General features: G+C 54.4%; 20 protein-coding genes. 13 read left to right on the forward strand and 7 right to left on the reverse strand.

Annotated elements, in window-relative coordinates; genetic code table 11:
- Positions 1–13 precede the first annotated feature (13 nt).
- From yihU to AAER43_RS22640, 6 genes are read left to right on the forward strand one after another with little or no spacing between them, the layout of a single operon-like run.
- Positions 14–904, forward strand: coding sequence for a sulfolactaldehyde 3-reductase (yihU, locus tag AAER43_RS22615; protein WP_050863114.1), 891 nt, complete (start codon positions 14–16; stop codon positions 902–904).
- Between the two features lie 17 nt (positions 905–921).
- Positions 922–1,797, forward strand: a complete 876-nt coding sequence (gene yihT / locus AAER43_RS22620) for a sulfofructosephosphate aldolase (protein WP_014885753.1) — start codon at positions 922–924, stop codon at positions 1,795–1,797.
- Between the two features lie 14 nt (positions 1,798–1,811).
- Complete coding sequence (gene yihS, locus AAER43_RS22625) at positions 1,812–3,053, forward strand: sulfoquinovose isomerase (RefSeq protein WP_014885754.1); 1,242 nt, start codon at positions 1,812–1,814, stop codon at positions 3,051–3,053.
- 17 nt (positions 3,054–3,070) lie between these two features.
- Entirely contained in the window at positions 3,071–5,095 is a 2,025-nt protein-coding gene (locus tag AAER43_RS22630) for an alpha-glucosidase (RefSeq protein ID WP_050863113.1), read from the forward strand.
- A 45-nt stretch (positions 5,096–5,140) separates the two neighbouring features.
- Positions 5,141–6,523, forward strand: coding sequence for an MFS transporter (locus AAER43_RS22635; protein ID WP_014885756.1), 1,383 nt, complete (start codon positions 5,141–5,143; stop codon positions 6,521–6,523).
- 43 nt (positions 6,524–6,566) lie between these two features.
- Positions 6,567–7,964 carry an MFS transporter gene (locus AAER43_RS22640; protein WP_057057731.1) on the forward strand — a complete coding sequence of 466 codons (1,398 nt, stop codon included), beginning with the start codon at positions 6,567–6,569 and terminating at the stop codon, positions 7,962–7,964.
- A 218-nt stretch (positions 7,965–8,182) separates the two neighbouring features.
- On the opposite strand, the gene AAER43_RS22645 is transcribed toward AAER43_RS22640, so the two are convergent.
- Complete coding sequence (locus tag AAER43_RS22645; protein WP_000427620.1) at positions 8,183–9,187, reverse strand: IS110-like element IS4321 family transposase; 1,005 nt, start codon at positions 9,185–9,187, stop codon at positions 8,183–8,185.
- A 205-nt stretch (positions 9,188–9,392) separates the two neighbouring features.
- Here AAER43_RS22645 and ompL point away from each other — a divergent pair, with 205 nt between their 5' ends.
- Complete coding sequence (ompL, locus tag AAER43_RS22650) at positions 9,393–10,079, forward strand: porin OmpL (protein WP_014885758.1); 687 nt, start codon at positions 9,393–9,395, stop codon at positions 10,077–10,079.
- A gap of 50 nt (positions 10,080–10,129) precedes the next feature.
- On the opposite strand, the gene typA is transcribed toward ompL, so the two are convergent.
- On the reverse strand, positions 10,130–11,953 hold the full coding sequence (gene typA, locus AAER43_RS22655) for a ribosome-dependent GTPase TypA (RefSeq protein WP_014885759.1): 1,824 nt from the start codon (positions 11,951–11,953) through the stop codon (positions 10,130–10,132).
- Positions 11,954–12,331: 378 nt separating this feature from the next.
- Here typA and glnA point away from each other — a divergent pair, with 378 nt between their 5' ends.
- The 4 genes from glnA to AAER43_RS22675 all read left to right on the forward strand — a co-directional run bounded on the left by glnA (position 12,332) and on the right by AAER43_RS22675 (position 16,605).
- On the forward strand, positions 12,332–13,741 hold the full coding sequence (gene glnA / locus AAER43_RS22660) for a glutamate--ammonia ligase (RefSeq protein WP_008501856.1): 1,410 nt from the start codon (positions 12,332–12,334) through the stop codon (positions 13,739–13,741).
- A 169-nt stretch (positions 13,742–13,910) separates the two neighbouring features.
- Positions 13,911–14,960: a nitrogen regulation protein NR(II) gene (glnL, locus tag AAER43_RS22665; protein ID WP_050863112.1), complete on the forward strand. Its 1,050-nt coding sequence runs from the start codon at positions 13,911–13,913 to the stop codon at positions 14,958–14,960.
- An 11-nt stretch (positions 14,961–14,971) separates the two neighbouring features.
- Positions 14,972–16,384 (forward strand): nitrogen regulation protein NR(I), encoded by a 1,413-nt coding sequence (gene glnG, locus AAER43_RS22670; RefSeq protein WP_014885761.1) that lies wholly within the window; start codon positions 14,972–14,974, stop codon positions 16,382–16,384.
- Positions 16,385–16,494: 110 nt separating this feature from the next.
- Entirely contained in the window at positions 16,495–16,605 is a 111-nt protein-coding gene (locus AAER43_RS22675; protein ID WP_023331639.1) for a YshB family small membrane protein, read from the forward strand.
- A gap of 65 nt (positions 16,606–16,670) precedes the next feature.
- Here AAER43_RS22675 and hemN read toward each other — a convergent pair whose 3' ends face one another.
- Both hemN and yihI read right to left on the reverse strand, forming a co-directional pair.
- Positions 16,671–18,044, reverse strand: coding sequence for an oxygen-independent coproporphyrinogen III oxidase (gene hemN, locus AAER43_RS22680; RefSeq protein ID WP_050863111.1), 1,374 nt, complete (start codon positions 18,042–18,044; stop codon positions 16,671–16,673).
- A 188-nt stretch (positions 18,045–18,232) separates the two neighbouring features.
- Positions 18,233–18,748 carry a Der GTPase-activating protein YihI gene (gene yihI, locus AAER43_RS22685; RefSeq protein ID WP_014885763.1) on the reverse strand — a complete coding sequence of 172 codons (516 nt, stop codon included), beginning with the start codon at positions 18,746–18,748 and terminating at the stop codon, positions 18,233–18,235.
- Between the two features lie 577 nt (positions 18,749–19,325).
- Here yihI and yihA point away from each other — a divergent pair.
- Positions 19,326–19,955, forward strand: a complete 630-nt coding sequence (gene yihA, locus AAER43_RS22690; protein ID WP_014885764.1) for a ribosome biogenesis GTP-binding protein YihA/YsxC — start codon at positions 19,326–19,328, stop codon at positions 19,953–19,955.
- A gap of 312 nt (positions 19,956–20,267) precedes the next feature.
- Here the strand turns inward: yihA and polA are convergent, their stop codons facing one another.
- Positions 20,268–23,060 (reverse strand): DNA polymerase I, encoded by a 2,793-nt coding sequence (gene polA, locus AAER43_RS22695; protein ID WP_032635200.1) that lies wholly within the window; start codon positions 23,058–23,060, stop codon positions 20,268–20,270.
- Between the two features lie 283 nt (positions 23,061–23,343).
- The gene (locus AAER43_RS22700; protein ID WP_224955194.1) at positions 23,344–23,661 is read right to left on the reverse strand and encodes a hypothetical protein; all 318 of its coding nucleotides are present in this window, start codon (positions 23,659–23,661) and stop codon (positions 23,344–23,346) included.
- On the opposite strand from AAER43_RS22700, the gene AAER43_RS22705 reads away from it, so the two are divergent.
- Positions 23,558–24,409, forward strand: coding sequence for an acyltransferase (locus AAER43_RS22705; RefSeq protein WP_230622100.1), 852 nt, complete (start codon positions 23,558–23,560; stop codon positions 24,407–24,409). The two genes, AAER43_RS22700 and AAER43_RS22705, sit on opposite strands and share 104 nt — an antisense overlap.
- A 23-nt stretch (positions 24,410–24,432) precedes the next feature.
- Here the strand turns inward: AAER43_RS22705 and dsbA are convergent, their stop codons facing one another.
- The gene (gene dsbA, locus AAER43_RS22710) at positions 24,433–25,056 is read right to left on the reverse strand and encodes a thiol:disulfide interchange protein DsbA (protein WP_014885768.1); all 624 of its coding nucleotides are present in this window, start codon (positions 25,054–25,056) and stop codon (positions 24,433–24,435) included.
- Between the last annotated feature and the right edge of the window lie 8 nt (positions 25,057–25,064).

Genomic DNA, 25,064 nt, shown 5'->3' on the forward strand with positions numbered 1-25,064 from the left:
ACAGGAGAAAGGCATGTCAGCAATCGCATTTATCGGTTTAGGGCAGATGGGCGCGCCAATGGCGAAGAATCTGCTGAAACAAGGTCACCGGCTTCAGGTCTTTGATGTGAACCCGCAGGCCGTTCAGACGCTGGTGGAGAGCGGCGCACAGGCAGTGGCGACGCCAGCGCAGGCCGCTGCGGATGCCGAATTCGTCATTACCATGCTGCCCAACGGCGACCTGGTGCGCAGCGTACTGTTTGGTGAGCACGGCGTTTGCGAAGGGTTATCCCGCGACGCGCTGGTGATCGATATGTCCACCATTCATCCACTGCAAACTGACGCGCTGATCCGTGACATGGCGGAGCGCGGCTTCAGCCTGATGGACGTCCCCGTCGGACGAACGTCTGACCATGCCATCGCCGGTACGTTACTTCTGCTGGCAGGCGGCACGGCGCAGCAGGTTGAGTGCGCCACGCCGGTATTAATGGCGATGGGCAATGAGCTGATCAACGCTGGCGGGCCGGGCATGGGCATCCGCGTGAAGCTTATCAATAACTACATGAGCATCGCCCTGAACGCGCTTTCAGCAGAGGCGGCCGTACTGTGCGAAGCGCTCGGCCTCTCCTTCGACGTGGCGCTCAAGGTCATGAGCGGCACGCCGGCAGGCAAAGGCCACTTCACGACCTCATGGCCGAACAAGGTGCTGAAAGGGGATCTTTCACCCGCCTTCATGATCGACCTTGCGCATAAAGATCTGGGGATCGCCCTGGACGTGGCCAACCAGCTCCACGTTCCCATGCCGCTCGGCGCGGCTTCCCGTGAAGTTTACAACCAGGCTCGCGCCGCCGGGCGCGGGCGCGAAGACTGGACGGCCATTCTTGAACAGGTTCGCGCATCTGCCGGGCTGAAAAAATCACACTGATACGAAAGGACTGAGGAATGACGATGTACACCCTGAAAGATATCACCCGACCTTCCGGCGGTTTTGCCATGCTGGCCGTGGACCAGCGAGAAGCGATGCGCCTGATGTTTGCTGCGGCAGGCGCGCCGGTGCCGGTAACCGACCAGCACCTCACGGATTTTAAGGTTAACGCGGCCAAAATCCTGTCGCCGTATGCCTCCGCTATTCTGGTTGACCAGCAGTTCTGCTATCGCCAGATCGTCGAGCAGCAGGCCGTCGCCAAAAGCTGCGCGATGATTGTGGCCGCCGACGAGTTTATACCGGGCAACGGTATTCCGGTCGATAGCGTGGTGATCGACAAGAACATCGACGCGCAGGCAGTAAAACGCGATGGCGGCAAGGCGCTGAAGCTGCTGGTGCTGTGGCGCAGCGATGAAGATCCGCAGCAACGTCTGGAGATGGTGAAGGCGTTCAATACGCTGTGCCATAGCAACGGACTGCTTAGCATTATCGAACCGGTGGTGCGTCCGCCGCGTCGCGGTGCCGCGTTCAACCGCGAGCAGGCGATTATCGACGCCGCCAGAGAGCTGGGCGATAGCGGTGCCGACCTCTACAAAGTGGAGATGCCGCTGTTCGGTAAAGGTACGCAGCAGGAACTGCTGGCCGCCTCGCAAAAGCTGAACGCGGAAATCAATATGCCGTGGGTGATCCTCTCTTCCGGCGTGGATGACAAGCTCTTCCCGCGCGCGGTGCAGGTTGCCATGCAGGCGGGGGCTTCAGGCTTTTTAGCCGGTCGCGCCGTGTGGTCCTCCGTGGTGGGGCTGCCGGATACTGAAATGATGCTGCGCGATGTCTCTGTGCCAAAACTGCAGCGTTTGGGTGAGATCGTCGACGAAATGATGGCTCGCCGCTAAGAAAGGACCCGAACATGAAATGGTTTAACACCCTGAGCCATAACCGCTGGCTCGAACAAGAGACCGACCGTATTTTCGATTTCGGTAAAAACGCCGCCGTGCCGACCGGCTTTGGCTGGCTGGGCAATAACGGCCAAGTGCGAAGCGATATGGGCACGCATCTGTGGATCACCGCCCGCATGCTGCACGTGTATGCGGTGGCCGCCAATATGGGGCGTCCCGGGGCGTATGCCCTGGTTGAGCACGGCATTAATGCCCTCAACGGCCCGCTGCGCGACAAACAGCACGGCGGCTGGTACGCCTGTGTGAACGATGAAGGCGTGATCGACGCCTCCAAGCAGGGCTATCAGCATTTCTTCGTGCTGCTGGGCGCGGCGAGCGCCGTGACCACCGGCCATCCGCAGGCGCGCAAACTGCTGGACGATGCGATTGAGGTGATCGAGCGCTATTTCTGGAGCGAGGAAGAACAAATGTGCCTCGAATCCTGGGACGAGGCCTTTAGCAAAACCGAGGATTATCGCGGCGGCAACGCCAACATGCATGCCGTTGAAGCGTTCCTGATCGTCTATGACGTCACGCACGACCGCAAGTGGCTCGACCGCGCCCTGCGCATCGCCTCGGTGATTATTCACGACGTGGCGCGCAAGGGTGAGTACCGCGTTAACGAGCATTTCGACACCGACTGGAACCCGATCCGCGATTACAACATCGACAATCCTGCCCACCGTTTCCGCGCCTACGGCGGCACGCCGGGCCACTGGATCGAGTGGGGCCGCCTGATGTTGCACCTGCGCGCCGCGCTGGAAGCCCGTTTTGAAACCCCGCCGGAGTGGCTGCTGGAAGATGCGAAAGGACTGTTCCATGCCACCATCCGCGACGCCTGGGCACCGGACGGGGCCGATGGTTTCGTCTACTCCGTAGGCTGGGATGGTAAGCCTATTGTCCGTGAACGCGTGCGCTGGCCTATCGTCGAGGCGATGGGCACGGCTTACGCACTCTACACCGTAACCGGCGAAGCACAGTACGAAGCCTGGTATCAGAAGTGGTGGGATTACTGCATTAAGTACCTGATGGATTACGAGAACGGTTCCTGGTGGCAGGAGCTGGATACCCATAACGAAGTGACAACCAAAGTCTGGGACGGCAAGCAGGATATTTACCATCTGCTGCACTGCCTGGTGATCCCACGTTTGCCGCTGGCACCGGGCTTAGCCCCGGCAACGGCCGCCGGTTTGCTGGACTGCCTGGCCAAATAATAAAAGACGGAGTTTTTATGCGTACCCTACACAATATTGACCTGAAAAATAACGAAAGGGGTTTCACCCTGCACTGGGAAAACCGCCTGATTTTGTCCCATACCGCGGATGCGCCCTGCCTGTGGATCGGTGCAGGCGTCGCCGATATTGAGATGTTTCGCGGCAATTTCAGCATCAAGGACAAACTGAACGAAAAGATCGCGCTGACGGACGCAACCGTCACGCAGCAAAGCGCGGGCTGGGCGATCCGCTTTACCCGTGGCGATGCGGTCAGCGCGACGCTGCTGGTGGGCGTGGATGGCGAAGGCCGTCTGGAGATGAAGCTTAAAAACGATGCCATCCGCCATAACCGCATCTGGCTGCGGCTGGCGGCTCAGCCAGAAGATCACATTTACGGCTGCGGCGAGCAGTTCTCTTATTTCGATCTGCGCGGCAAGCCGTTCCCGCTGTGGACCAGTGAACAGGGCGTGGGCCGTAACAAGCAAACCTACGTGACCTGGCAGGCCGACTGCAAAGAGAACGCAGGCGGCGATTACTACTGGACCTTCTTCCCACAGCCAACCTTCGTGAGCACCCAGAAGTACTACTGCCACGTGGACAACAGCTGCTACATGAATTTTGACTTCAGCGCGCCGGACTTCCACGAACTGGCGTTCTGGGAAGATACCGCCACGCTGCGCTTCGACTGTGCGGAAACCTACGTCGACCTGCTGGAAAAACTCACCGGGCTGCTGGGGCGTCAGCCTGAGCTGCCGGACTGGGTTTACGACGGCGTGACGCTGGGTATTCAGGGCGGCACCGAGGTCTGTCAGCAGAAGCTCGACGTCATGCGCAAAGGGGGCGTGAAGGTGAACGGCATCTGGGCGCAGGACTGGTCCGGCATTCGCATGACCTCCTTCGGCAAACGCGTGATGTGGAACTGGAAGTGGAACAGCGAGCTGTACCCACAGCTTGACGAGCGTATTCCACAATGGAAACAGGAAGGCGTGCAGTTCCTCTCCTACATCAACCCGTACGTCGCCAGCGATAAAGATCTCTGCGAAGAAGCAGCGAAACGCGGCTATCTGACTAAAAATGCCGACGGCAAGGACTACCACGTCGAGTTTGGCGAGTTCTATGCGGGCGTCATCGACCTGACCAATCCTAAAGCCTACGACTGGTACAAAGAGGTTATCAAAAAGAACCTGATCGAACTGGGCTGCGGCGGCTGGATGGCCGATTTCGGAGAGTATCTGCCGACTGACACGTTCCTGCACAACGGCGTTAGCGCAGAGATCATGCACAACGCGTGGCCAGCCCTGTGGGCCAAATGTAACTACGAGGCGCTGGAGGAGACCGGCAAACTTGGCGAGATCCTGTTCTTTATGCGCGCAGGCTACACCGGCAGCCAGAAGCACTCGGTGATGATGTGGGCGGGAGATCAGAACGTCGACTGGAGCCTGGACGACGGTCTGGCATCCGTGGTGCCTGCGGCGCTGTCTCTGGCGATGACCGGGCATGGCCTGCACCACAGCGACATCGGCGGCTATACCACCCTGTTCGAGATGAAGCGCAGTAAAGAGTTGCTGCTGCGCTGGTGCGATTTTAACGCCTTCACGCCGATGATGCGCACCCACGAAGGTAACCGTCCTGGCGATAACTGGCAGTTCGACGGCGATGCGGAAACCATCGCGCACTTCGCGCGCATGACCACCGTTTTCACCACCCTGAAGCCGTATATCAAAGCCGCCGTCGCGCAGAACGCGAAAAGCGGCCTGCCGGTGATGCGCCCGCTGTTCCTGCACTACGAGGACGACGCACGCGCCTACACGCTGAAATACCAGTATCTGTTTGGCCGCGATCTGCTGGTGGCGCCCGTTCACGAAGAGGGGCGCACGGACTGGACGCTCTATCTGCCGCAGGACAACTGGGTGAATGCGTGGACCGGGGAATGCTGCCAGGGCGGTGACGTGACCGTTGATGCCCCACTCGGCAAGCCACCGGTCTTCTATCGCCAGCACAGTGAATGGGCAGATCTGTTTAGCACCTTACGTCATATCTGATAAGGCTCGCCCGCAGGGAAACCTGCGGGCAGACGGAGAACAATAATGAGTCAACATACTTCTGATCCGGCAACCCTGCGCCTGCCGTTTAAAGAGAAACTCGCCTACGGGATGGGCGATCTCGGCTCTAACATCCTGCTGGATATCGGCACGCTGTATCTGCTGAAGTTTTACACCGACGTGCTGGGGCTGCCGGGCACCTACGGCGGGATCATCTTCCTGATTGCGAAGTTCTTTACCGCCTTCACCGATATGGGCACCGGGATCATGCTCGACTCCCGGCGCAAGATTGGCCCGAAAGGGAAATTCCGCCCGTTCGTGCTATACGCCGCCTTCCCGGTGACGCTGCTGGCGATTGCCAACTTCGTGGGCACGCCGTTTGAGGTGACCGGTAAAACGGTGATGGCAACCGTGTTGTTTATGCTGTACGGCCTGTTCTTCAGCATGATGAACTGTTCTTACGGCGCGATGGTGCCCGCCATTACCAAAAACCCGGACGAGCGCGCCTCGCTGGCCGCATGGCGTCAGGGCGGTGCCACGCTCGGCCTGCTGCTCTGTACCGTGGGCTTTGTCCCGGTGATGAACCTGATTGAGGGCAACGATCAGCTGGGCTATATCTTTGCCGCCACCCTCTTCTCGCTGTTCGGGCTGTTCTTTATGTGGTGGTGCTATAAGGGCGTGACCGAGCGTTACGTCGAGATGCAGCCTGCCAATCCGGCGCAAAAGCCGGGGCTGTTACAGTCTTTTCGCGCCATCGCCGGGAACCGTCCGCTGTTTATCCTGTGCATCGCTAACCTGTGCACGCTGGGTGCCTTTAACGTCAAGCTCGCCATCCAGGTCTACTACACGCAGTACGTGCTGAACGACCCGATTCTGCTCTCGTACATGGGCTTCTTCAGCATGGGCTGTATTTTTATCGGCGTCTTTATGATGCCCGGCGCAGTGCGGCGCTTCGGTAAGAAAAAGGTCTACATCAGCGGGCTGATGATTTGGGTGGCGGGCGATCTGCTCAACTACTTCTTCGGCGGCGGCTCGGTGAGCTTTGTGGCGTTCTCCTGCCTCGCGTTCTTCGGTTCCGCGTTTGTGAACAGCCTGAACTGGGCGCTGGTCTCCGACACCGTGGAGTACGGCGAGTGGCGCACCGGCGTGCGCTCCGAGGGAACGGTCTATACCGGCTTTACCTTCTTCCGCAAGGTATCTCAGGCGCTGGCGGGCTTCTTCCCGGGGATCATGCTCACGCAGATCGGCTATGTGCCCAACGTAGTGCAATCCGCCGGTACGGTTGAAGGGCTGCGGCAGCTGATATTTATCTATCCAAGCCTGCTGGCGGTCATCACCATCGTGGCGATGGGCTGCTTCTACAACCTCAACGAGAAGATGTATGTGCGCATCGTCGAAGAGATCGAACTGCGCAAGCGTACGGCATAAATGACGTGATAGAGCGCCCTGCGGGGCGCTCTGAGGATCGACCATGAGAGATAATACTGATCCGTTAACCCTGAAATTGAGCCTGCGTGAGAAGTGCGCCTACGGGATGGGCGATTTTGGCTCGAACCTGATGCTGTGTATTGGCACGCTGTATTTGCTGAAGTTTTACACCGATGAACTGGGCATGCCCGCGTTCTATGGCGGCATTATTTTCCTGGTGGCGAAATTCTTCACCGCGTTTACCGACATGCTGACCGGCGTGCTGCTGGACTCCCGGCGGAATATCGGTAAGAAGGGAAAATTCCGGCCGTTCATTCTCTACGCCTCCGTCCCGGTGGCGCTGGTCGCGACGGCGCAGTTTATGGCCAACGACTTTAGCCTGACGGTGAAAACGGCGCTCGCCACGGTGCTCTTTATGCTGTTTGGCCTGTGCTACAGCCTGATGAATTGCTCCTACGGCGCGATGGTTCCGGCCATAACCAAAAACCCGAACGAGCGTGCGCAGCTGGCCGCCTGGCGTCAGGGCGGCGCGACGGTGGGGCTGTTGCTCTGCACCGTGGGCTTTATGCCCATTCAGGCACTGTTCGTCCACCAGCCCTCACTCGGTTATCTGGTGGCCGCGCTGGTGTTTGTGACGGGTGGCCTGTTCTGCATGTGGTGGTGCTACAGCGGTGTGAAAGAACGCTACGTGGAGCTCACGCCCGATCACCATAAGCCCGGCATTCTGAAATCGTTCTGCGCGATTTTCCGCAACCCGCCACTGCTGGTGCTGTGCATCGCCAACCTGTGTACCCTCGCCGCGTTTAACATCAAGCTGGCGATTCAGGTCTATTACACCCAGTACGTGCTGAACGATCTTCATCTGCTGTCGTGGATGGGTTTTTTCAGCATGGGCTGCATTCTGATTGGCGTGTTTCTGGTGCCCGGCGCGGTGAAGCGCTTTGGCAAGAAGCCGGTGTATCTGGGTGGGCTGGCACTGTGGGCAGTGGGTGACGTGCTGAACTTCTTCTGGGGGACCAGCTCCCTGCTGTTTGTGCTGTTTTCCTGCATGGCCTTCTTCGGCACGGCGTTTGTGAACAGCCTGAACTGGGCGCTGGTGCCGGATACCGTCGACTATGGCGAATGGAAAACCGGCATCCGCGCCGAAGGGTCGGTTTACACCGGTTATACCTTCTCGCGCAAAATATCCGCCGCCCTCGCTGGCTTCCTGCCCGGCATCATGCTGACCCAGATTGGCTACGTTCCCCATGCCGTTCAAAGCGCGGGCACGCTGCTGGGATTGCGTCAGCTTATTTTCCTCTGGCCATGCGGTCTGGCAATCATCGCCGCTGTGACCATGGGGCTGTTTTATAAACTCAACGAAGCGCGCTTCGCCTTTATTATCGAGGAGATTGGAAAACGGAATCTATGGTCACTCCCGTTTTTGCAACACCGATTTTGACGATAAATTGGCTTGCTTGAATCTATCCGGCGTCTGAATGGGATTTTATTCCCGCGCCTCGATGAGTTCCGCGCCTGATGAACCTCCAGAAAATATACGGCTTCAATGAGCCTTTCCGTTTTACAGGTTCCTCAACAGGCCGGTGGGCCGTTAGTATCATCAATATCAGTATTCGCAAAACCAGATCAGTGATTCTTTAAACCGGTGTATTTCTGCCGTTATGCTACATAAGTTTGCTGTCGTGCCGTTAGGGCCCAGGCTATTCTGGCCAGCTTGTTTGCCAGAGCACAAGTGACGACAAAGTTGCTTTTCCTACACAGTAGATCCCTGACCCAATCGGCCAATTTGCCAGACTGGTGTTCCAGTTTTTGTATGAATACCCTGGCACATTGAACCAACAAAGTTCGGATCTTTTTGTTACCTCGCTTACTAATTCCCAGCAATGTCGTCCGACCTCCCGTGCTGTACTGTCGAGGCACTAGCCCTGTTGCCGCCGCAAAGTCACGACTGCTGGCGTACTGCTTCCCGTCGCCAATCTCAGTTGAAATAGTACTCGCTGTCAGTGTTCCGACGCAGGGAATGCTCAGCAAGCGCTGTCCAATCTCATCTTCGTCCAACTTTCGTTTCAACTGGGATTCCAAATCTTTAATCTGCTCAACAAGATAGTGATAATGCTGTTGTAATTTCAGCAATAACTGGCTGAGGTATAGAGGCAAACTATTGTCCTCAAGAAGGGTACTCAGTCGGCTAATAACGGCAGCTCCTCGTGGAACGCTGATGCCAAATTCCAGCAGAAAAGCATGCATCTGATTGGTTGTTTTTACCTTATCCTGAACCAGGGATTCACGGACACGATGCAGCGCACGCATTGCCTGCTGAGATTCAGTTCTGGGCTGTACAAAACGCATAGACGGACGCGATGCAGCTTCACAAATAGCTTCGGCGTCGACAAAGTCGTTTTTGTTACTTTTAACGAATGGACGGACAAATTGTGGTGATATCAGCTTAGGAAAATGCCCCAACTCTTCCAACTTGCGTGCCATAAAGTGAGAGCCACCACAGGCTTCCATTGCGATGGTTGTAGCGGGGCATGTCGCCAAAAATTCGATTAACTTTGGCCGTGTAAATTTTTTACGGTAAACAGCCTTGCCGCGACGATCCTGGCAATGAATATGGAAAGAGTTTTTACCCAGATCGATACCAATGAGCGCAATGTTTTCCATGATAGTTCTCCGAATGAAAGCCTGTCCTCAGCATAGTACCGGGAAGGAGGGAGTGACCATCTCATTAAAAACAATCAGCGAATACCCCTGAGATAACCACCAACAATAAAGCGTCAGCAGTCACTTTATAACAATAAATCCGGCCAATATGTCCTTCCTGTTAATCAGGAGGGAGGCCTTTCTGTACCTGATACATGGACAAATTATGAAAAGAATCATCACTGTACTGATCGTGTCGTCTGTGTCCTGCCCGGTATTTGCCGGGGCCTATGTCGAAACCCGCGAAGCTTACAATACGGCCTCTGAACTGCACGAGGTGATCCTGCGTGCGGGATATAACTTTGATATGGGCGCGGGGCTGATGTTCACTAATGCCTATAACGTGGGGAAATGGGATGAGCTGAAGCACAGCTATAACGAAATAGAGGGATGGTATCCGCTCTTTAAACCCACCGACAAACTCACCTTCCAGCCCGGCGGATTGATTAATGACAGCAGCGCCGGTTCGGGTGGTGCCGTCTATCTGGACACCAACTATAAATTCATCGACTGGTTTAACCTGACCTTCCGCTATCGCTATAACCATAACAATTACGATACGCCGGACTATAACGGTCAGATGGATAAGAACGACACGCACGAGTTTGCCAACTACTGGAATTTCAAAGTAACGGATGCGTTTTTCTACACGTTTGAACCGCACTTTTTCCAGCGGGTGAATGATTATCACAGCAAAAATGGCAAAGACCATCACTGGGAAATCACCAATAAATTCAGCTATAAGATCGACAGAAACTGGCTGCCGTACCTCGAACTTCAGTGGCTGGACAGATGGAATGATTACAACCGCGAACAGTACCGGATTCGCCTGGGGTTACGGTATTCGTTCTAACAAAAAAGCCGCTGATTTCTCAGCGGCTTTTTTACTACGGATTGACCGTATTAGTCTTCTTTCGCACCGCGCATAGCACGTTTACGATCGTTCTCGGTCAGGTGACGTTTACGGATACGAATTGACAGAGGCGTCACTTCGACCAGTTCGTCGTCATCGATGAATTCCAGAGCCTGCTCCAGAGTCATCTTGATCGGTGGAACCAGAACCGTTGCTTCGTCAGTACCGGACGCACGCATGTTGGTCAGTTTCTTACCGGTCAGGCAGTTTACGGTCAGGTCGTTAGAACGACTGTGAATACCGATGATCTGGCCTTCGTAAACTTCTGCACCGTGACCCAGGAACAGCTTACCGCGATCCTGCAGACCGAACAGCGCGAACGCAACCGCTTTACCCTGACCGTTGGAGATCAGCACGCCGTTGTTACGCTGGCCCACTTCGCCCGGACGCACGTCGTCGTAGTGGCTGAAGGTGGAGTACAGCAGACCGGTACCGGAGGTCATGGTCATGAACTCAGAACGGAAGCCGATCAGGCCACGGCTTGGGATCACGTAGTCGAGACGTACGCGGCCTTTGCCATCTGGATTCATGTTTTTCAGGTCGCCTTTACGCTCGCCCAGTGCCTGCATAACAGAACCCTGGTGCTGCTCTTCAACGTCCAGCGTTACGTTCTCAAACGGCTCTTGTTTACGGCCGTCGATTTCGCGGAAGATAACTTTCGGACGGGAAACCGCCATCTCGAAACCTTCACGACGCATGTTTTCGATCAGGACTGACAGGTGCAGCTCGCCACGACCCGAAACGCGGAATGCGTCAGCATCCTGAGTTTCTTCAACGCGCAGCGCAACGTTGTGCACCAGCTCTTTGTTCAGGCGGTCAAGGATCTGACGAGAGGTAACGAATTTACCTTCTTTACCACAGAACGGAGAGGTGTTGACGTTGAAGAACATGGATACGGTTGGTTCATCAACGGACAGAGCAGGCAGCGCTTCGACGTTCTGCGGATCGCAGATGGTGTCGGAGATGTTCAGCTCGCCCAGACCGGTGATCGCGATGATGTCGCCCGCTTCCGCGATGTCGCTCTCGATACGCTCAAGACCCAGGTGAGTCAGGACTTTACCGACTTTACCGTTACGGGTTTTGCCTTCGCTATCAATGATAGTGACCTGCTGGTTAGGCTTCACTTTACCGCGCTTGATACGACCAATGCCGATAACGCCAACATAGTTGTTGTAGTCGAGCTGGGAGATCTGCATCTGCAGGGTGCCGTCCAGGTCAACGTTTGGCGCAGGAACACGGTCAACAATCGCCTGATACAGCGGGGTCATGTCTTCAGCCATGTCTTCATGGTCCAGACCAGCGATACCGTTCAGCGCAGACGCGTAAACGATAGGGAAGTCCAGCTGCTCGTCGGTCGCGTCGAGGTTAACGAACAGGTCGAAGACCTGGTCAACAACCCAGTCAGGACGCGCGCCAGGACGGTCAACTTTGTTGATAACAACGATTGGCTTCAGACCATGGGCAAAAGCTTTTTTGGTCACGAAGCGCGTCTGTGGCATTGGGCCATCCATTGCGTCAACGACCAGCAGAACGGAGTCTACCATGGACATTACACGTTCAACTTCACCACCGAAGTCGGCGTGCCCTGGGGTATCAACGATGTTGATACGGTAGTCATTCCATTTAATCGCGGTGTTTTTCGCGAGGATGGTAATCCCACGCTCTTTCTCCAAATCGTTGGAGTCCATCACGCGTTCTTGGGTTTCGGCACGCGCATCAAACGTACCGGATTGCTGCAGCAGCTTGTCAACCAGGGTAGTTTTACCATGGTCAACGTGCGCGATGATGGCGATGTTACGCAAATTTTCGATCACAACTTTGCCTCAGGCATTTAGAAATAGCGCGTTATTGTACACGGATTAATCGCACTACAAAACAGGATCACAAACATCCCCCGCAAACAAGTATTGCAGAGATGCTTTGTGATCGCTTTCACGGAGCGGTAAAAGGGCACTTTAACGTAAATTGCACCAATATGGTGCTCAATGTTCACATTGAAGCACTATACTGGTGCAACAAATCCATTGTGGTGCAGCCCTTTTGCACTATGGTGCGCATGATAACGCCTTTTTGGGGTGTTTTAAAAGTTGGCACAGATTTCGCTTTATAAAAATACATGGCACACGGCCAGTACAAACAGAAATTGAAGACCTCGTTACCACGACGACAATGACCAATCTGGAGAGTTAAGTATGTCCGCTGAACACGTTTTGACGATGCTGAACGAACATGAAGTGAAGTTTGTTGATCTGCGCTTCACTGATACCAAAGGTAAAGAACAGCACGTCACAATCCCTGCTCATCAGGTGAACGCCGAATTCTTTGAAGAAGGCAAAATGTTTGACGGCTCCTCCATTGGTGGCTGGAAAGGCATTAACGAATCCGACATGGTTCTGATGCCAGATGCGACCACCGCGGTCATTGATCCGTTCTTCGAAGAACCAACCCTGATCATCCGTTGCGACATCCTCGAGCCAGGCACGCTGCAGGGCTACGACCGCGACCCACGTTCTATCGCTAAACGCGCTGAAGAGTACCTGCGTTCTACCGGCATCGCGGACACCGTGCTGTTCGGGCCAGAGCCAGAGTTCTTCCTGTTCGATGACATCCGATTCGGTGCCTCTATTTCTGGCTCCCACGTAGCAATCGACGACATCGAAGGTGCATGGAACTCCTCCACCAAATACGAAGGTGGTAACAAAGGTCACCGTCCAGGCGTGAAAGGCGGTTACTTCCCGGTTCCACCGGTCGACTCTGCACAGGACATCCGTTCCACCATGTGTCTGGTGATGGAAGAAATGGGCCTGGTGGTTGAAGCTCACCACCACGAAGTCGCGACTGCGGGTCAGAACGAAGTGGCTACCCGCTTCAACACCATGACCAAAAAAGCGGACGAAATTCAGATCTACAAATACGTTGTGCATAACGTTGCGCACCGTTTCGGTAAAACCGCGACCTTCATGCCAAAACCGATGTTTGGCGATAACGGTTCCGGTATGCACTGCCACATGTCTCTGTCCAAGAACGGCACCAACCTGTTCTCTGGCGACAAATATGCTGGTCTGTCTGAGCAGGCGCTGTACTACATTGGCGGCGTTATCAAACACGCTAAAGCGATCAACGCCCTGGCGAACCCAACCACGAACTCCTACAAGCGTCTGGTCCCGGGCTACGAAGCACCAGTCATGCTGGCTTACTCTGCGCGTAACCGTTCTGCTTCTATCCGTATCCCGGTGGTGGCGTCTCCTAAAGCGCGTCGTATCGAAGTTCGCTTCCCGGACCCAGCGGCTAACCCATACCTGTGCTTCGCAGCACTGCTGATGGCCGGTCTGGACGGTATCAAGAACAAGATCCACCCAGGCGAAGCGATGGACAAAAACCTGTACGACCTGCCGCCAGAAGAAGCGAAAGAGATCCCACAGGTTGCTGGCTCTCTGGAAGAAGCCCTGCAGGCGCTGGACGCAGACCGTGAGTTCCTGACGGCGGGCGGCGTGTTCACTGACGACGCTATCGATGCTTACATCGCCCTGCGTACCGAAGAGAACGACCGCGTGCGCATGACGCCGCACCCGGTTGAGTTCGAACTGTACTACAGCGTTTAATTAAGTTGTTTTACCCGGCGTGACAAGCGCCGGGAGTAGTTGCCGTGGAAACTTTTAGCCCATCTCCGGATGGGCTTTTTTCTCCACCAACAACCTGATCTCACGCGCTTTTTACGCCGAAAAAGCTATACTGCACTAAAACAGTGCAACGACTCCAGGAGACTGCTGAATGGCAACTGGCACGCTGCCCGATGCTGGGCAGATCCTCAATTCTTTAATTAACAGTATCTTGCTGGTCGACGACGAGCTGGCCGTTCATTACGCCAACCCGGCGGCGCAGCAGCTGCTGGCCCAAAGCGCGCGGAAACTGTTTGGTACCCCGCTTCCGGAACTCCTGAGCTATTTTTCGCTGAATATTGGCCTGATGCAGGAAAGTTTGCAGGCCGGCCAGGGGTTTACCGATAACGAAGTGACGCTGGTGATCGACGGGCGCTCGCATATTCTGTCGCTGACTGCGCAACGACTTCCTGAAGGGATGATCCTGCTTGAAATGGCGCCGATGGATAATCAGCGTCGCCTGAGCCAGGAGCAGCTCCAGCATGCGCAGCAAATTGCCGCCCGTGACCTGGTGCGTGGTCTGGCGCATGAAATCAAAAACCCGCTGGGTGGGTTACGCGGTGCGGCGCAGCTTCTGACCAAGGCGTTACCCGATCCTGCGCTGGCGGAGTACACCAACGTCATCATTGAGCAGGCGGACCGTCTGCGTAATCTGGTTGACCGTCTTCTGGGGCCGCAACAGCCGGGAATGCATGTTACGGAAAGCATTCATAAGGTGGCTGAACGCGTCGTGAAACTCGTCTCGATGGAACTGCCGGAGAACGTCACGCTGGTGCGTGATTACGACCCCAGCCTGCCGGAACTGGCGCATGACCCGGATCAAATTGAGCAGGTCCTGTTGAATATCGTGCGTAATGCCCTGCAGGCGCTGGGACCGGAAGGGGGCGAGATTATTTTACGTACCCGTACCGCCTTCCAGCTCACCTTACATGGCGTGCGCTATCGGCTGGCGGCGCGCATCGACGTCGAGGATAACGGGCCCGGTATTCCCTCCCAGCTTCAGGACACTCTGTTTTATCCGATGGTCAGCGGTCGCGAAGGCGGGACCGGCCTGGGCTTATCTATCGCCCGCAGCTTGATCGATCAGCACTCCGGAAAAATTGAATTTACCAGTTGGCCGGGACATACCGAGTTTTCGGTTTTCCTGCCGATTAAAAAATAAAGGTGACGTTTATGCAACGAGGGATAGTCTGGGTAGTCGATGACGATAGCTCCATCCGTTGGGTGCTTGAACGCGCGCTCACAGGGGCAGGATTAAGCTGCACGACGTTTGAGAGCGGCAGCGACGTGCTCGATGCACTCACCACCAAAACGCCAGACGTTCTGCTTTCGGATATTCGCATGCCGGGCATGGACGGGCTGGCGCTTTTAAAGCAGATTAAACAACGCCACCCTATGCTTCCGGTCATCATAATGACGGCACACTCCGATCTGGATGCCGCTGTGAGTGCCTATCAGCAAGGGGCGTTCGATTATCTGCCCAAACCGTTTGATATCGATGAGGCGGTGGCACTGGTTGAGCGTGCGATTAGCCATTACCAGGAGCAGCAACAGCCGCGCCACGCGCCCGATTTTGGGCCTACCACCGACATCATCGGCGAAGCGCCAGCGATGCAGGATGTGTTTCGCATTATTGGCCGTCTGTCGCGTTCATCCATCAGCGTGCTGATCAACGGTGAGTCGGGAACCGGTAAAGAGCTTGTGGCGCATGCCTTGCATCGCCACAGCCCGCGAGCAAAAGCGCCGTTTATCGCCCTGAATATGGCCGCGATCCCAAAAGATTTGATTGAGTCCGAGCTGTTCGGCCACGAGAAGGGAGCGTTTACCGGCGCGAATACCATTCGCCAGGGGCGCTTCGAACAGGCTGATGGTGGGACGCTTTTCCTGGACGAGATCGGCGATATGCCGCTGGATGTTCAGACCCGCCTGTTGCGTGTGCTGGCCGACGGGCAGTTTTATCGCGTGGGCGGCTACGCGCCGGTGAAGGTGGACGTGCGCATTATCGCCGCGACGCACCAGAACCTGGAGCAACGCGTACAGGAAGGCAAATTCCGTGAGGATTTATTCCATCGCCTGAACGTGATTCGCGTTCATCTGCCGCCGCTGCGTGAGCGCCGGGAAGATATTCCCCGCCTGGCGCGACATTTCCTGCAGGTGGCCGCCCGCGAGCTGGGGGTGGAAGCCAAGCAGCTTCACCCGGAAACCGATGCCGCCCTGACGCGTCTGGCGTGGCCTGGCAACGTGCGTCAGCTGGAGAATACCTGTCGCTGGTTAACCGTGATGGCTGCCGGGCAGGAAGTGTTGATTCAGGATTTACCGGCCGAACTGTTTGAAGCGACCGCGCCTGAGAGCAGTACCGGTCACGCGTTGCCGGACAGCTGGGCGACGCTGCTGGCACAATGGGCCGACCGCGCGCTGCGTTCCGGTCATCAAAACTTGTTGTCTGAAGCCCAGCCAGAGATGGAACGTACGTTGTTGACCACCGCGCTTCGTCATACGCAAGGCCATAAGCAGGAAGCCGCCCGCCTGTTGGGATGGGGGCGTAATACCCTGACGCGCAAGCTTAAAGAGCTGGGAATGGAGTAATCTTACCCAAAGTGTAAAGGTTATTAATTGAGCGCAAATTGCCGTTATTTTGCGCTTTACTGTTCTGATGAGTTTTGTATGATCGTGCCCGGAAATTGAGGGTGTCGATCATGCTGGAAACTTTGGTAAATATGCTCTCTAGCGGAGCCGTTGAAAGCCACACGCCACAAACCGCCGTTGCGGCTGTTTTGTGTGCGGCGCTGGTGGGGCTGTTTAGCTAACGAGCTGTCAATGAAAAGCCGGGTGGCGCTTCGCTTACCCGGCCTACATTTAGTGCTTTTGCTACTTAAATTACCCGCGAGAACTGCTGCATGCGCGCCTTCTGGCGCAGATACGCGTCAAAGCACATACAGATGTTACGAATCAACAGACGCCCCTTCGGCGTGACCTCAACGGCACTCTCCGACACCTCCACCAGCCCATCTTTCGCCAGCGGTGCCAGAAGCTTCAGATCTTCCGCGAAGTAATCCCTGAAGTGCAGATCCCACTGCGCCTCAACATCGCTGAATTCGAGACGGAAGTTGCAGATAAGCGCCTTGATCACATCGCGACGGATACAGTCATCACGGGTTAACGCAATGCCGCGCCACAGGGCGTTGCCGGTTTCATCCACCTGCTGATAATACAGCTTCAGCTCTTTCTGGTTCTGCGCGTAGCAGTCGCCCATCATGCTTATCGCGGAGACGCCCAGACCGAGCAGATCGGTATCGCCCTGCGTGGTGTATCCCTGGAAGTTGCGGTGCAGCACCCCTTCTCGCTGGGCGATCGCCAGTTCGTCATCCGGACGAGCAAAGTGATCCATACCGATAAACTGATAGCCGGTCTCGGTCAGCGAAGTAATGGTTTCCTGCAGGATATCCAGTTTCTGCTGAGCAGAAGGGAGATCCGCATCTTTGATTTTACGCTGGGCGGCAAACAACGTCGGCAGGTGCGCATAGTTAAAGACGCTCAGGCGGTCCGGGTTAAGCTCGGCCACACGCTTCAGCGTGAAGGCGAAGCTCTCTGGCGTCTGTTTTGGCAGGCCGTAAATCAGGTCAATATTGGTCGACGTAAAGCCGATTTCACGCGCATGATTGAGCAAGGCAAAGATAAACTCTTCGTCCTGCTCGCGGTTCACCAGACGCTGGACCTCTTTGTTGAAATCCTGCACGCCCATGCTCAGACGGTTGAAGCCTTCCGCGCGTAAGTGATCCAGGACATCCAGCTCAATTTCACGCGGATCAATCTCGATCGAGATTTCAGCATCATCGTTAAAATTAAAGTGGCTGCGTAAAAGCGTCATCAAACGCGTGATTTGCGCTTTATTCAGGTAGGTTGGCGTGCCGCCGCCCCAGTGAAGCTGGCTGACGTGACGTCCTTTAAACAGCGGTGCGCGGTGAAGAATTTCCTGTTCGAGCGCATCGAGATACTGATCGGCTTTATGCTGCTGACGGGTAACGATTTTATTGCAGCCGCAGAAGTAGCAGAGCTTGTGGCAGAACGGAATATGGACGTAGAGCGACAGCGGGCGCTCAGGATAGCGCGCAACAGCCTGCTGAAAATCCGCCTCGCCGAAGGCATCGGAGAACTCCAGCGCAGTGGGGTATGACGTATAACGCGGCCCGGAATAGTTATATTTCTGGATTAGGGCCAAATCCCAGTCGATAGTTGGTGCTGACATGCTCACTCCTTCCGTTGGTGTCGCGTTCGTATACGGCGGCCCGTTCTGGCCCCGTTGCGGGCCATCATTCGGGTGCGCAGCCACTTCTGTCGCCGCGACAACCGCCGTAGTTTAACGAATAACCACACCAGATAACATATAACCGGAAGGGTTATAAGCAGGACTATCGTACCTGCCGGGTGCAAATGTTAGTTTCCACCCTTCAGAAGACGCATCATATCTTCCTGCTTTTCATCTTCTTCTTCGTCATCTTCGTCGTCATAAGACAGACCCAGCTTCTGCATCAGCTCATCAATGCGGTCCAGTTTGGCATCCACCCATGATTGCTCTTCAGCGGTCAGGGTTTCACCCTCTTCAAGACGTTCCAGCAGCGCGTCCAGGCGCTCATCGTTCTCCAGCAAATCCAGCTCAGCCTGCGGTGAAAGCATAGGTTTCTCGCTCTTTGGTTTGTGCTGCTTAGTGACCGGGGTGTCTGTCACGCCCAGTGGAATGGGAGTTTTACTGCCGATACGAGGATCTTTCTGCTGTTTGCCTTTTGCAGAAGCGCCCGCTGCACCACCGCCGTTCGCACGGCTTCCCGCAGCATGGCCACGATGTTTTTTATCGCGTTTGCGATCGCGCGCTTCCTGGTTCAGTTCTTCGCGCGTTTTGCGGCGTGCTTTCGCAGGGCGTTTAGCACCCGCTGCGGAGGTTGGTTTTTTCATGATGTTTTGTCTTTAAGTCGTTTTCTTCAGTATAGAATTGCGGCGAAATCTAGCAGAAAGCAAGCAAAGAAAAAAGGCGACAGAGCAATCTGTCGCCTTTTTTCCTGACTCACAACCCTTAGCGGGTCAGACATTCCATGTTTACCAACAACAAACCCTGTTTATCCCTTGGCTGATACCGTCCGTGTACGGTTCCCTTTCCTTTTAAAACGCCTCCAGGCGCCGGTCGTCCTGACTGTCCTGCGTCTTCGCCTCCTGGCGCTCCTGACCCTAATCCTTAAGTCGAATTCCTGTTGGCTTCCTCGCCCTGACGCATACTTTACCTTGTTCGCTTAAACTAACAAGCAACGAAACGGTGCAAAAAGAGATTTTCAGACAATTACCCGGTAATAAGCTTATGATTTAAAACAGTTTGACTTTTTTGACACCTGCGAATTCTCTTAAATCTCCCATAGCATGATGAGCCGATCTCTCACACAAGTGCGGGCTTTCCCCTGCAAGCTCTGTGTAATGAGAAAAGCCTTTTGTTGGCATTCGGGTATAATCCCCCCCAGATTACGATTTTGGAGACGACCACGTGACTACCTGGAACTACCAACAGACGCATTTTGTCACCAGTGCGCCCGATATTCGCCACCTGCCATCTGATACCGGTATTGAAGTGGCTTTTGCTGGCCGCTCCAATGCGGGGAAATCCAGCGCCCTGAATACGCTGACCAATCAGAAGAACCTGGCGCGCACCTCAAAAACGCCTGGCCGTACCCAGCTGATCAACCTCTTTGAAGTGGCTGAAGGCAAACGCTTGGTCGACTTGCCGGGATATGGTTATGCGCAGGTGCCTGAAGAGATGAAGATCAAATGGCAACGTGCGCTGGGCGAATACCTGGAAAAACGCATGTGCCTGAAAGGTCTGGTGGTGCTGATGGACATTCGCCATCCGCTGAAAGATCTCGATCAGCAGATGATCGACTGGGCCGTCGCAAGCGATATCGCCGTGCTGGTGCTGCTGACAAAAGCCGATAAGCTGGCAAGCGGTGCGCGTAAAGCGCAGGTGAATATGGTTCGCGAAGCGGTACTGGCCTTCAATGGCGATGTACAGGTGGAGCCTTTCTCTTCGCTGAAAAAACAGGGTGTAGACAAGCTGCGCCAGAAGCTCGATAGCTGGTTTAACGAGCTGGAACCCGCGACAGAAGCGGAAGAAGAGTAATACTGAGCGCGGCAATGCCCGCGCTTTTTTTTACCTGAACTTTTCTTTGCCACAATAAAAAACGCCCCAGTCATTACTGACTGGGGCGGCTAAAATATTCAGCCAAATCCGATTACGTGAAGTAAAAGGTCTGAAAGATAGAACATCTTACCTCTGTACCCTACGTCGATAACTCTACCCCTTTTTTTGCTGCAGAAAAAGCACTTTTTGTAGTTTTTTTTCATTCTTTACATAGGGAATTCTAATGATCGTCACAAAACGCACGTAGTTATGTTGCTAACTTACATAAAAAGCGCGTTATTCACAGAACCGTTAGTGAGCCTGATCCCAGTTTTCACCACTCCCCACTTCCACCAGCAACGGCACGTCAAGCGTCATGCTGCTTTCCATCAGTTCGTGGATCTTTTTCGACACGGTGTCGAGATCGTCTTTATGCACTTCAAACACCAGTTCATCGTGTACCTGCATGATCATTTTCACGCGCGGCTTCTCTTTCTCCAGCCAGGCATCCACGGCAATCATTGCACGCTTGATGATGTCTGCTGCAGTTCCCTGCATCGGGGCGTTGATCGCGGCACGTTCTGCGCCAGCGCGGCGCGCCGCGTTGCTGGATTTGATGTCCGGAAGATAAAGACGGCGGCCATCCAGGGTTTCAACGTAACCTTTCTCTTTCGCCTGAGCGCGAGTGCGTTCCATGTACTCCAGCACGCCCGGGTAACGTTCGAAGTAGAGATCCATATACTTCTGCGACTCTTTACGCGGGATGTTGAGCTGGCGTGAAAGGCCGAAAGCGCTCATACCGTAGATCAGACCGAAGTTGATCGCTTTTGCGCTGCGGCGCTGCTCGTTTGTCACGCTGTCCAGCGGCAAACCGAACACTTCCGCTGCGGTCGCCCGGTGAATATCTTTCCCTTCCGCAAATGCCGTCAGCAGGCCTTTGTCACGGGACAGGTGCGCCATAATGCGCAACTCAATTTGCGAGTAGTCAGCCGAGACAATCAGGTAGTCATCAGGTGCAATAAAGGCCTGGCGAATGCGACGCCCCTCTTCATTACGCACCGGGATGTTCTGCAGGTTTGGATCGGTTGACGAGAGTCGACCGGTTGCCGCAACCGCCTGATGATATGACGTATGCACCCGGCCCGTTTTCGGGTTGATCATCAGCGGGAGCTTGTCGGTATAAGTAGACTTCAGCTTCGCGAGACCACGGTACTGCAGGATCACTTTTGGCAGCGGGTAATCCAGTGCCAGTTCTTCCAGCACCTCTTCAGAGGTGGATGGCGCACCGCCAGGGGTTTTCTTCAGCGGCTTGATGCCCTGTTTTTCAAACAGGATGGTTTGCAACTGTTTCGGTGAAGAGAGGTTAAACGGTTCGCCTGCAAGCTCATGGGCTTTCTGCTCAAGCTCGGTCAGACGCTGTGCCAACTCTCCGGAGTGGTTATGCAGCACCGTAGGGTCGATTTTTACGCCGTTGCGTTCAATACGCGACAACACGGGAACCAGCGGCATTTCGATATGCTGGAACACGTTGAGCGGACCTTCATGCTTCTGCAGTTTCGGCCACATTTTCAGATGCAGCTGCAGCGTAACGTCGGCATCTTCCGCCGCGTAGCGCCCTGCTTCTTCGAGAGCTATCTGGTTAAAGGTGAGCTGATTTTTTCCTTTACCGGCAATCTCTTCAAAGGTGATGGTTTTGTGCTTGAGCCAGCGGTCAGATAAGGAATCCATATCATGACGACCCGCGACGCTGTCCAGAATATAGGATTCGAGCATGGTGTCGAAGGCAATCCCGCGCAGTTCAATGCCGTAGTTTTGCAGAATACCGCGGTCATACTTGAGGTTTTGCCCGACCTTCAGCGCCTTTTCGTCTTCCAGAATCGGCTTCAGCAGCTCAAGCACGCGTTCGCGAGAGATCTGCTCTGGTGCATCCAGATAATCGTGCGCCACAGGCACATAGGCTGCCATACCCGGCTCTGTTGCAAAGGACAGACCCACCATGTTGGCAGAGATATTATCGAGGCTGTCAGTTTCGGTATCAAAGGCAAACACCGGTGCCTTTTTCAGTTTCTCGATCCAGGCGATCAGCTGCGACTCTTCAAGAATGGTTTCGTAGTTATCGAAGGAGAGGACTGTGGCTTCTTCTTCTGCCTGCTCTTCGGCATCAACGACAATCGTCTCTTTTGGCTTTGCAGCAGGTTTGGCCCCTTTCGCCTGCAGCCATTTACCCGCTTCCACGTCAGTGGTCCAGCGCTTGAATTCGTATTTCTTAAACAGGCTCAGCAATTCGTCAGCAGAAGGCTGTTGCACTTCCAGCTGCTCACAGCCCAGTTCCAGTTCGACATCGGTTTTGATTGTTGCCAGCTTATAAGAGAGATAAGCCACCTCTTTGTTCTCTTCCAGTTTGCCGGCCATGGTTTTTGCGCCACGGAAGGAGAGGCCTGCAATTTTGTCTGATTCGGCGTAAAGCGTATCCAACCCACCCAGACCCTGAAGCAACGCCTGCGCGGTTTTTTCACCGACACCGGGCACACCAGGAATGTTATCCGAGGAGTCGCCCATCAAGGCAAGGAAGTCGATAATCAGTTCCGGCGGCACGCCATACTTAGTAACCACCTCTTCTGGCCCCAGAATGGTATTGGTCATAGTGTTAATCAGGGTGATGCCTGGCGTCACCAACTGTGCCATATCTTTATCACCGGTGCTGATCAGTACCGGACGACCCATTTTTTCTGCTTCTCGCGCCAGCGTACCGATGACGTCGTCGGCTTCCACGCCAGAGACAGCCAGCAGCGGCAGGCCCATCGCTTTCACCATGGCGTGCAGCGGCTCAATTTGCGCACGTAGATCGTCAGGCATAGGCGGACGGTGGGATTTGTAATGCTCGAACAACTCATCGCGGAAGGTTTTGCCTTTCGCATCAAAAACGACTGCCGCATGGGTTGGCTGATACTGAAGGATAAGGCTGCGCAGCATATTCAGCACGCCGTACATTGCGCCGGTAGGTTCCCCTGCGCTATTGGTCAGAGGAGGAAACGCATGGTATGCCCGATACAGGTAAGATGAGCCATCGACGAGAATAAGTGGGTTTTCTGGGATCTGAACCATAATGTCCGTGCCTTTAATCAATTTATGCGTAAAGGATGCCACATAAGGATGAAAACATCAGTTATTCAGTCCCGATACAGAAAAAGATTTTGCGATCGTGAGGATCGCTCGCAAAAATCAAACTGTGGATAAGTTTGTGAATATTTTCACTTCAAATGAAAAACAGACAGCCATTGCAGATCAAGACTGATAATAAATCATTAAATATCATGTTGTTAATTAAGCGCATCACATAAAAACAGCTTACTGATGGCAATTTAGTCTATGTGGATATAAGTCCTGATTAGTGCGCAATATTAGAGAAATCTTCTGCATCAGGGTAAAAGCGGTCAAATGACGGCGTGAAAGCGCCAATACTTTGTCGTTTTTCTGGTAAAATCAGCGCCCAGCGCCGACGTGTCGGCCGCGCTCTTACCGCTAACCACCTGAAAAAACTCATCATGTCGAGATTGCTCGCTGCAATAACCTTACTGTTAAGCATCATTTTAACTATTCTGGTGACGATCGCCTGTTCCGTGCCGATCATCATCGCCGGGATCATTAAACTGCTGCTGCCTGTGCCCTCGGTGTGGCGAGCCGTGTCAGCGTTTTGTAACTTCATGATGTACTGTTGGTGTGAAGGGCTGGCGATCCTGTTGTGTCTGAACCCGCATCTGAAGTGGGATGTCGAAGGACTGGAGAACCTCAATAAAAAGAACTGGTATCTGCTGATTTGTAATCATCACAGCTGGGCCGACATCGTGGTGTTATGCGTGCTTTTCCGCAAACACATCCCGATGAATAAATACTTCCTCAAGCAACAACTTGCCTGGGTACCTTTTATTGGGCTGGCCTGCTGGGCGCTCGATATGCCGTTTATGAAACGCTATTCGCGCAGCTATTTGCTTCGTCATCCGGAGCGTCGTGGTAAGGATGTAGAGACCACCCGCCGTTCCTGCGAAAAGTTTCGCGCGCATCCAACAACCATTGTGAACTTTGTGGAAGGCTCCCGGTTTACGGAAGAGAAACGTCAGCAAACACGCTCCCCGTATCAAAACCTGCTGCCGCCAAAGGCGGCGGGCATTGCGATGGCGCTTAATGTACTGGGTGCTCAGTTCGATAAGTTACTCAACGTCACGCTCTGCTACCCGAAGAACGATAACACCCCGTTCTTCGATATGCTCAGCGGCAAGCTGACACACATTGTTGTGCGGGTGAATTTAGTTCCCGTCGATGCCGAACTGCATGGCGACTACGTTAACGATAAAAATTTCAAACGTCGTTTCCAGCAGTGGCTTAATACACTCTGGAAAGAAAAAGACGAGCAGATAGACAGCATTAAATCTTCATACAAAAACGCCGGTCAGTGACCGGCGTTTTCATCTCTAAGAACTTACTTTTTCTCAACCAGGTATTTCACGGTGTCAGCATACTGCTGAACGAAAATATCCATGCTGCTGGTGTCCATGCCCTGCATGTTCAGCTGATATTTACCGTTAACGAACATCGCCGGAACGCCCTGAAGCTGCAGGTCAGACGCCGCTTTTTCCTGCTGAGCAACCAGAGATTTCACCACAAAGCTATTCCACGCGGCGTCATACTCTTCCCCTTTCACACCAGCATCAACGAACACTTTACGGATATCCGCTGTGGTCTGAACGGTCTGGGTTTTCTGCACGGCTTCAAACATTGGGGCGGTGATCTTATCTTCCACGCCCAGTGCCATCGCAACCGCCCACGCCTGAGTCAGGTCTTTACCCAATGGGCCCAGGAACTCAACGTGGTACTTGGTCATTTTGGTGCCTTCCGGCAGTTTTTTCTTCACGTTGTCAGAAACATGCAGCACTTCTTCGAACTGGTAGCAGTGCGGGCAGTAGAACGAGAAGAACTCGAGAACCTGTGGCTCGCCAGCAACCGGCTTCTCCAGCGTAGTGTACTGTTTGCCGTCGGTAAATTGTGCAGCAGAAGCGCTAAATGCCAGAATCATACCTGCCAGCGCCAGCCAAATTTTTTTCATGATTAACT

Source organism: Enterobacter sp. FUJ80071 (assembly GCF_038739915.1).
GTDB classification, from domain to species: Bacteria; Pseudomonadota; Gammaproteobacteria; order Enterobacterales; family Enterobacteriaceae; genus Enterobacter; species Enterobacter kobei.

Excerpts from the sequence above, each read along its gene's own strand:
- dsbA (WP_014885768.1), bottom strand. The coding sequence starts at position 25,056 with ATGAAAAAAATTTGGCTGGCGCTGGCAGGTATGATTCTGGCATTTAGC.
- AAER43_RS22675 (WP_023331639.1), top strand. The coding sequence starts at position 16,495 with ATGCTGGAAACTTTGGTAAATATGCTCTCTAGCGGAGCCGTTGAAAGC.
- hemN (WP_050863111.1), bottom strand. The coding sequence starts at position 18,044 with ATGTCAGCACCAACTATCGACTGGGATTTGGCCCTAATCCAGAAATAT.
- glnA (WP_008501856.1), top strand. The coding sequence starts at position 12,332 with ATGTCCGCTGAACACGTTTTGACGATGCTGAACGAACATGAAGTGAAG.
- yihU (WP_050863114.1), top strand. The coding sequence starts at position 14 with ATGTCAGCAATCGCATTTATCGGTTTAGGGCAGATGGGCGCGCCAATG.
- glnG (WP_014885761.1), top strand. The coding sequence starts at position 14,972 with ATGCAACGAGGGATAGTCTGGGTAGTCGATGACGATAGCTCCATCCGT.
- yihI (WP_014885763.1), bottom strand. The coding sequence starts at position 18,748 with ATGAAAAAACCAACCTCCGCAGCGGGTGCTAAACGCCCTGCGAAAGCA.
- AAER43_RS22635 (WP_014885756.1), top strand. The coding sequence starts at position 5,141 with ATGAGTCAACATACTTCTGATCCGGCAACCCTGCGCCTGCCGTTTAAA.
- AAER43_RS22645 (WP_000427620.1), bottom strand. The coding sequence starts at position 9,187 with ATGGAAAACATTGCGCTCATTGGTATCGATCTGGGTAAAAACTCTTTC.
- yihS (WP_014885754.1), top strand. The coding sequence starts at position 1,812 with ATGAAATGGTTTAACACCCTGAGCCATAACCGCTGGCTCGAACAAGAG.
- AAER43_RS22630 (WP_050863113.1), top strand. The coding sequence starts at position 3,071 with ATGCGTACCCTACACAATATTGACCTGAAAAATAACGAAAGGGGTTTC.
- yihT (WP_014885753.1), top strand. The coding sequence starts at position 922 with ATGACGATGTACACCCTGAAAGATATCACCCGACCTTCCGGCGGTTTT.
- AAER43_RS22640 (WP_057057731.1), top strand. The coding sequence starts at position 6,567 with ATGAGAGATAATACTGATCCGTTAACCCTGAAATTGAGCCTGCGTGAG.
- AAER43_RS22700 (WP_224955194.1), bottom strand. The coding sequence starts at position 23,661 with ATGAAGTTACAAAACGCTGACACGGCTCGCCACACCGAGGGCACAGGC.
- ompL (WP_014885758.1), top strand. The coding sequence starts at position 9,393 with ATGAAAAGAATCATCACTGTACTGATCGTGTCGTCTGTGTCCTGCCCG.
- polA (WP_032635200.1), bottom strand. The coding sequence starts at position 23,060 with ATGGTTCAGATCCCAGAAAACCCACTTATTCTCGTCGATGGCTCATCT.
- glnL (WP_050863112.1), top strand. The coding sequence starts at position 13,911 with ATGGCAACTGGCACGCTGCCCGATGCTGGGCAGATCCTCAATTCTTTA.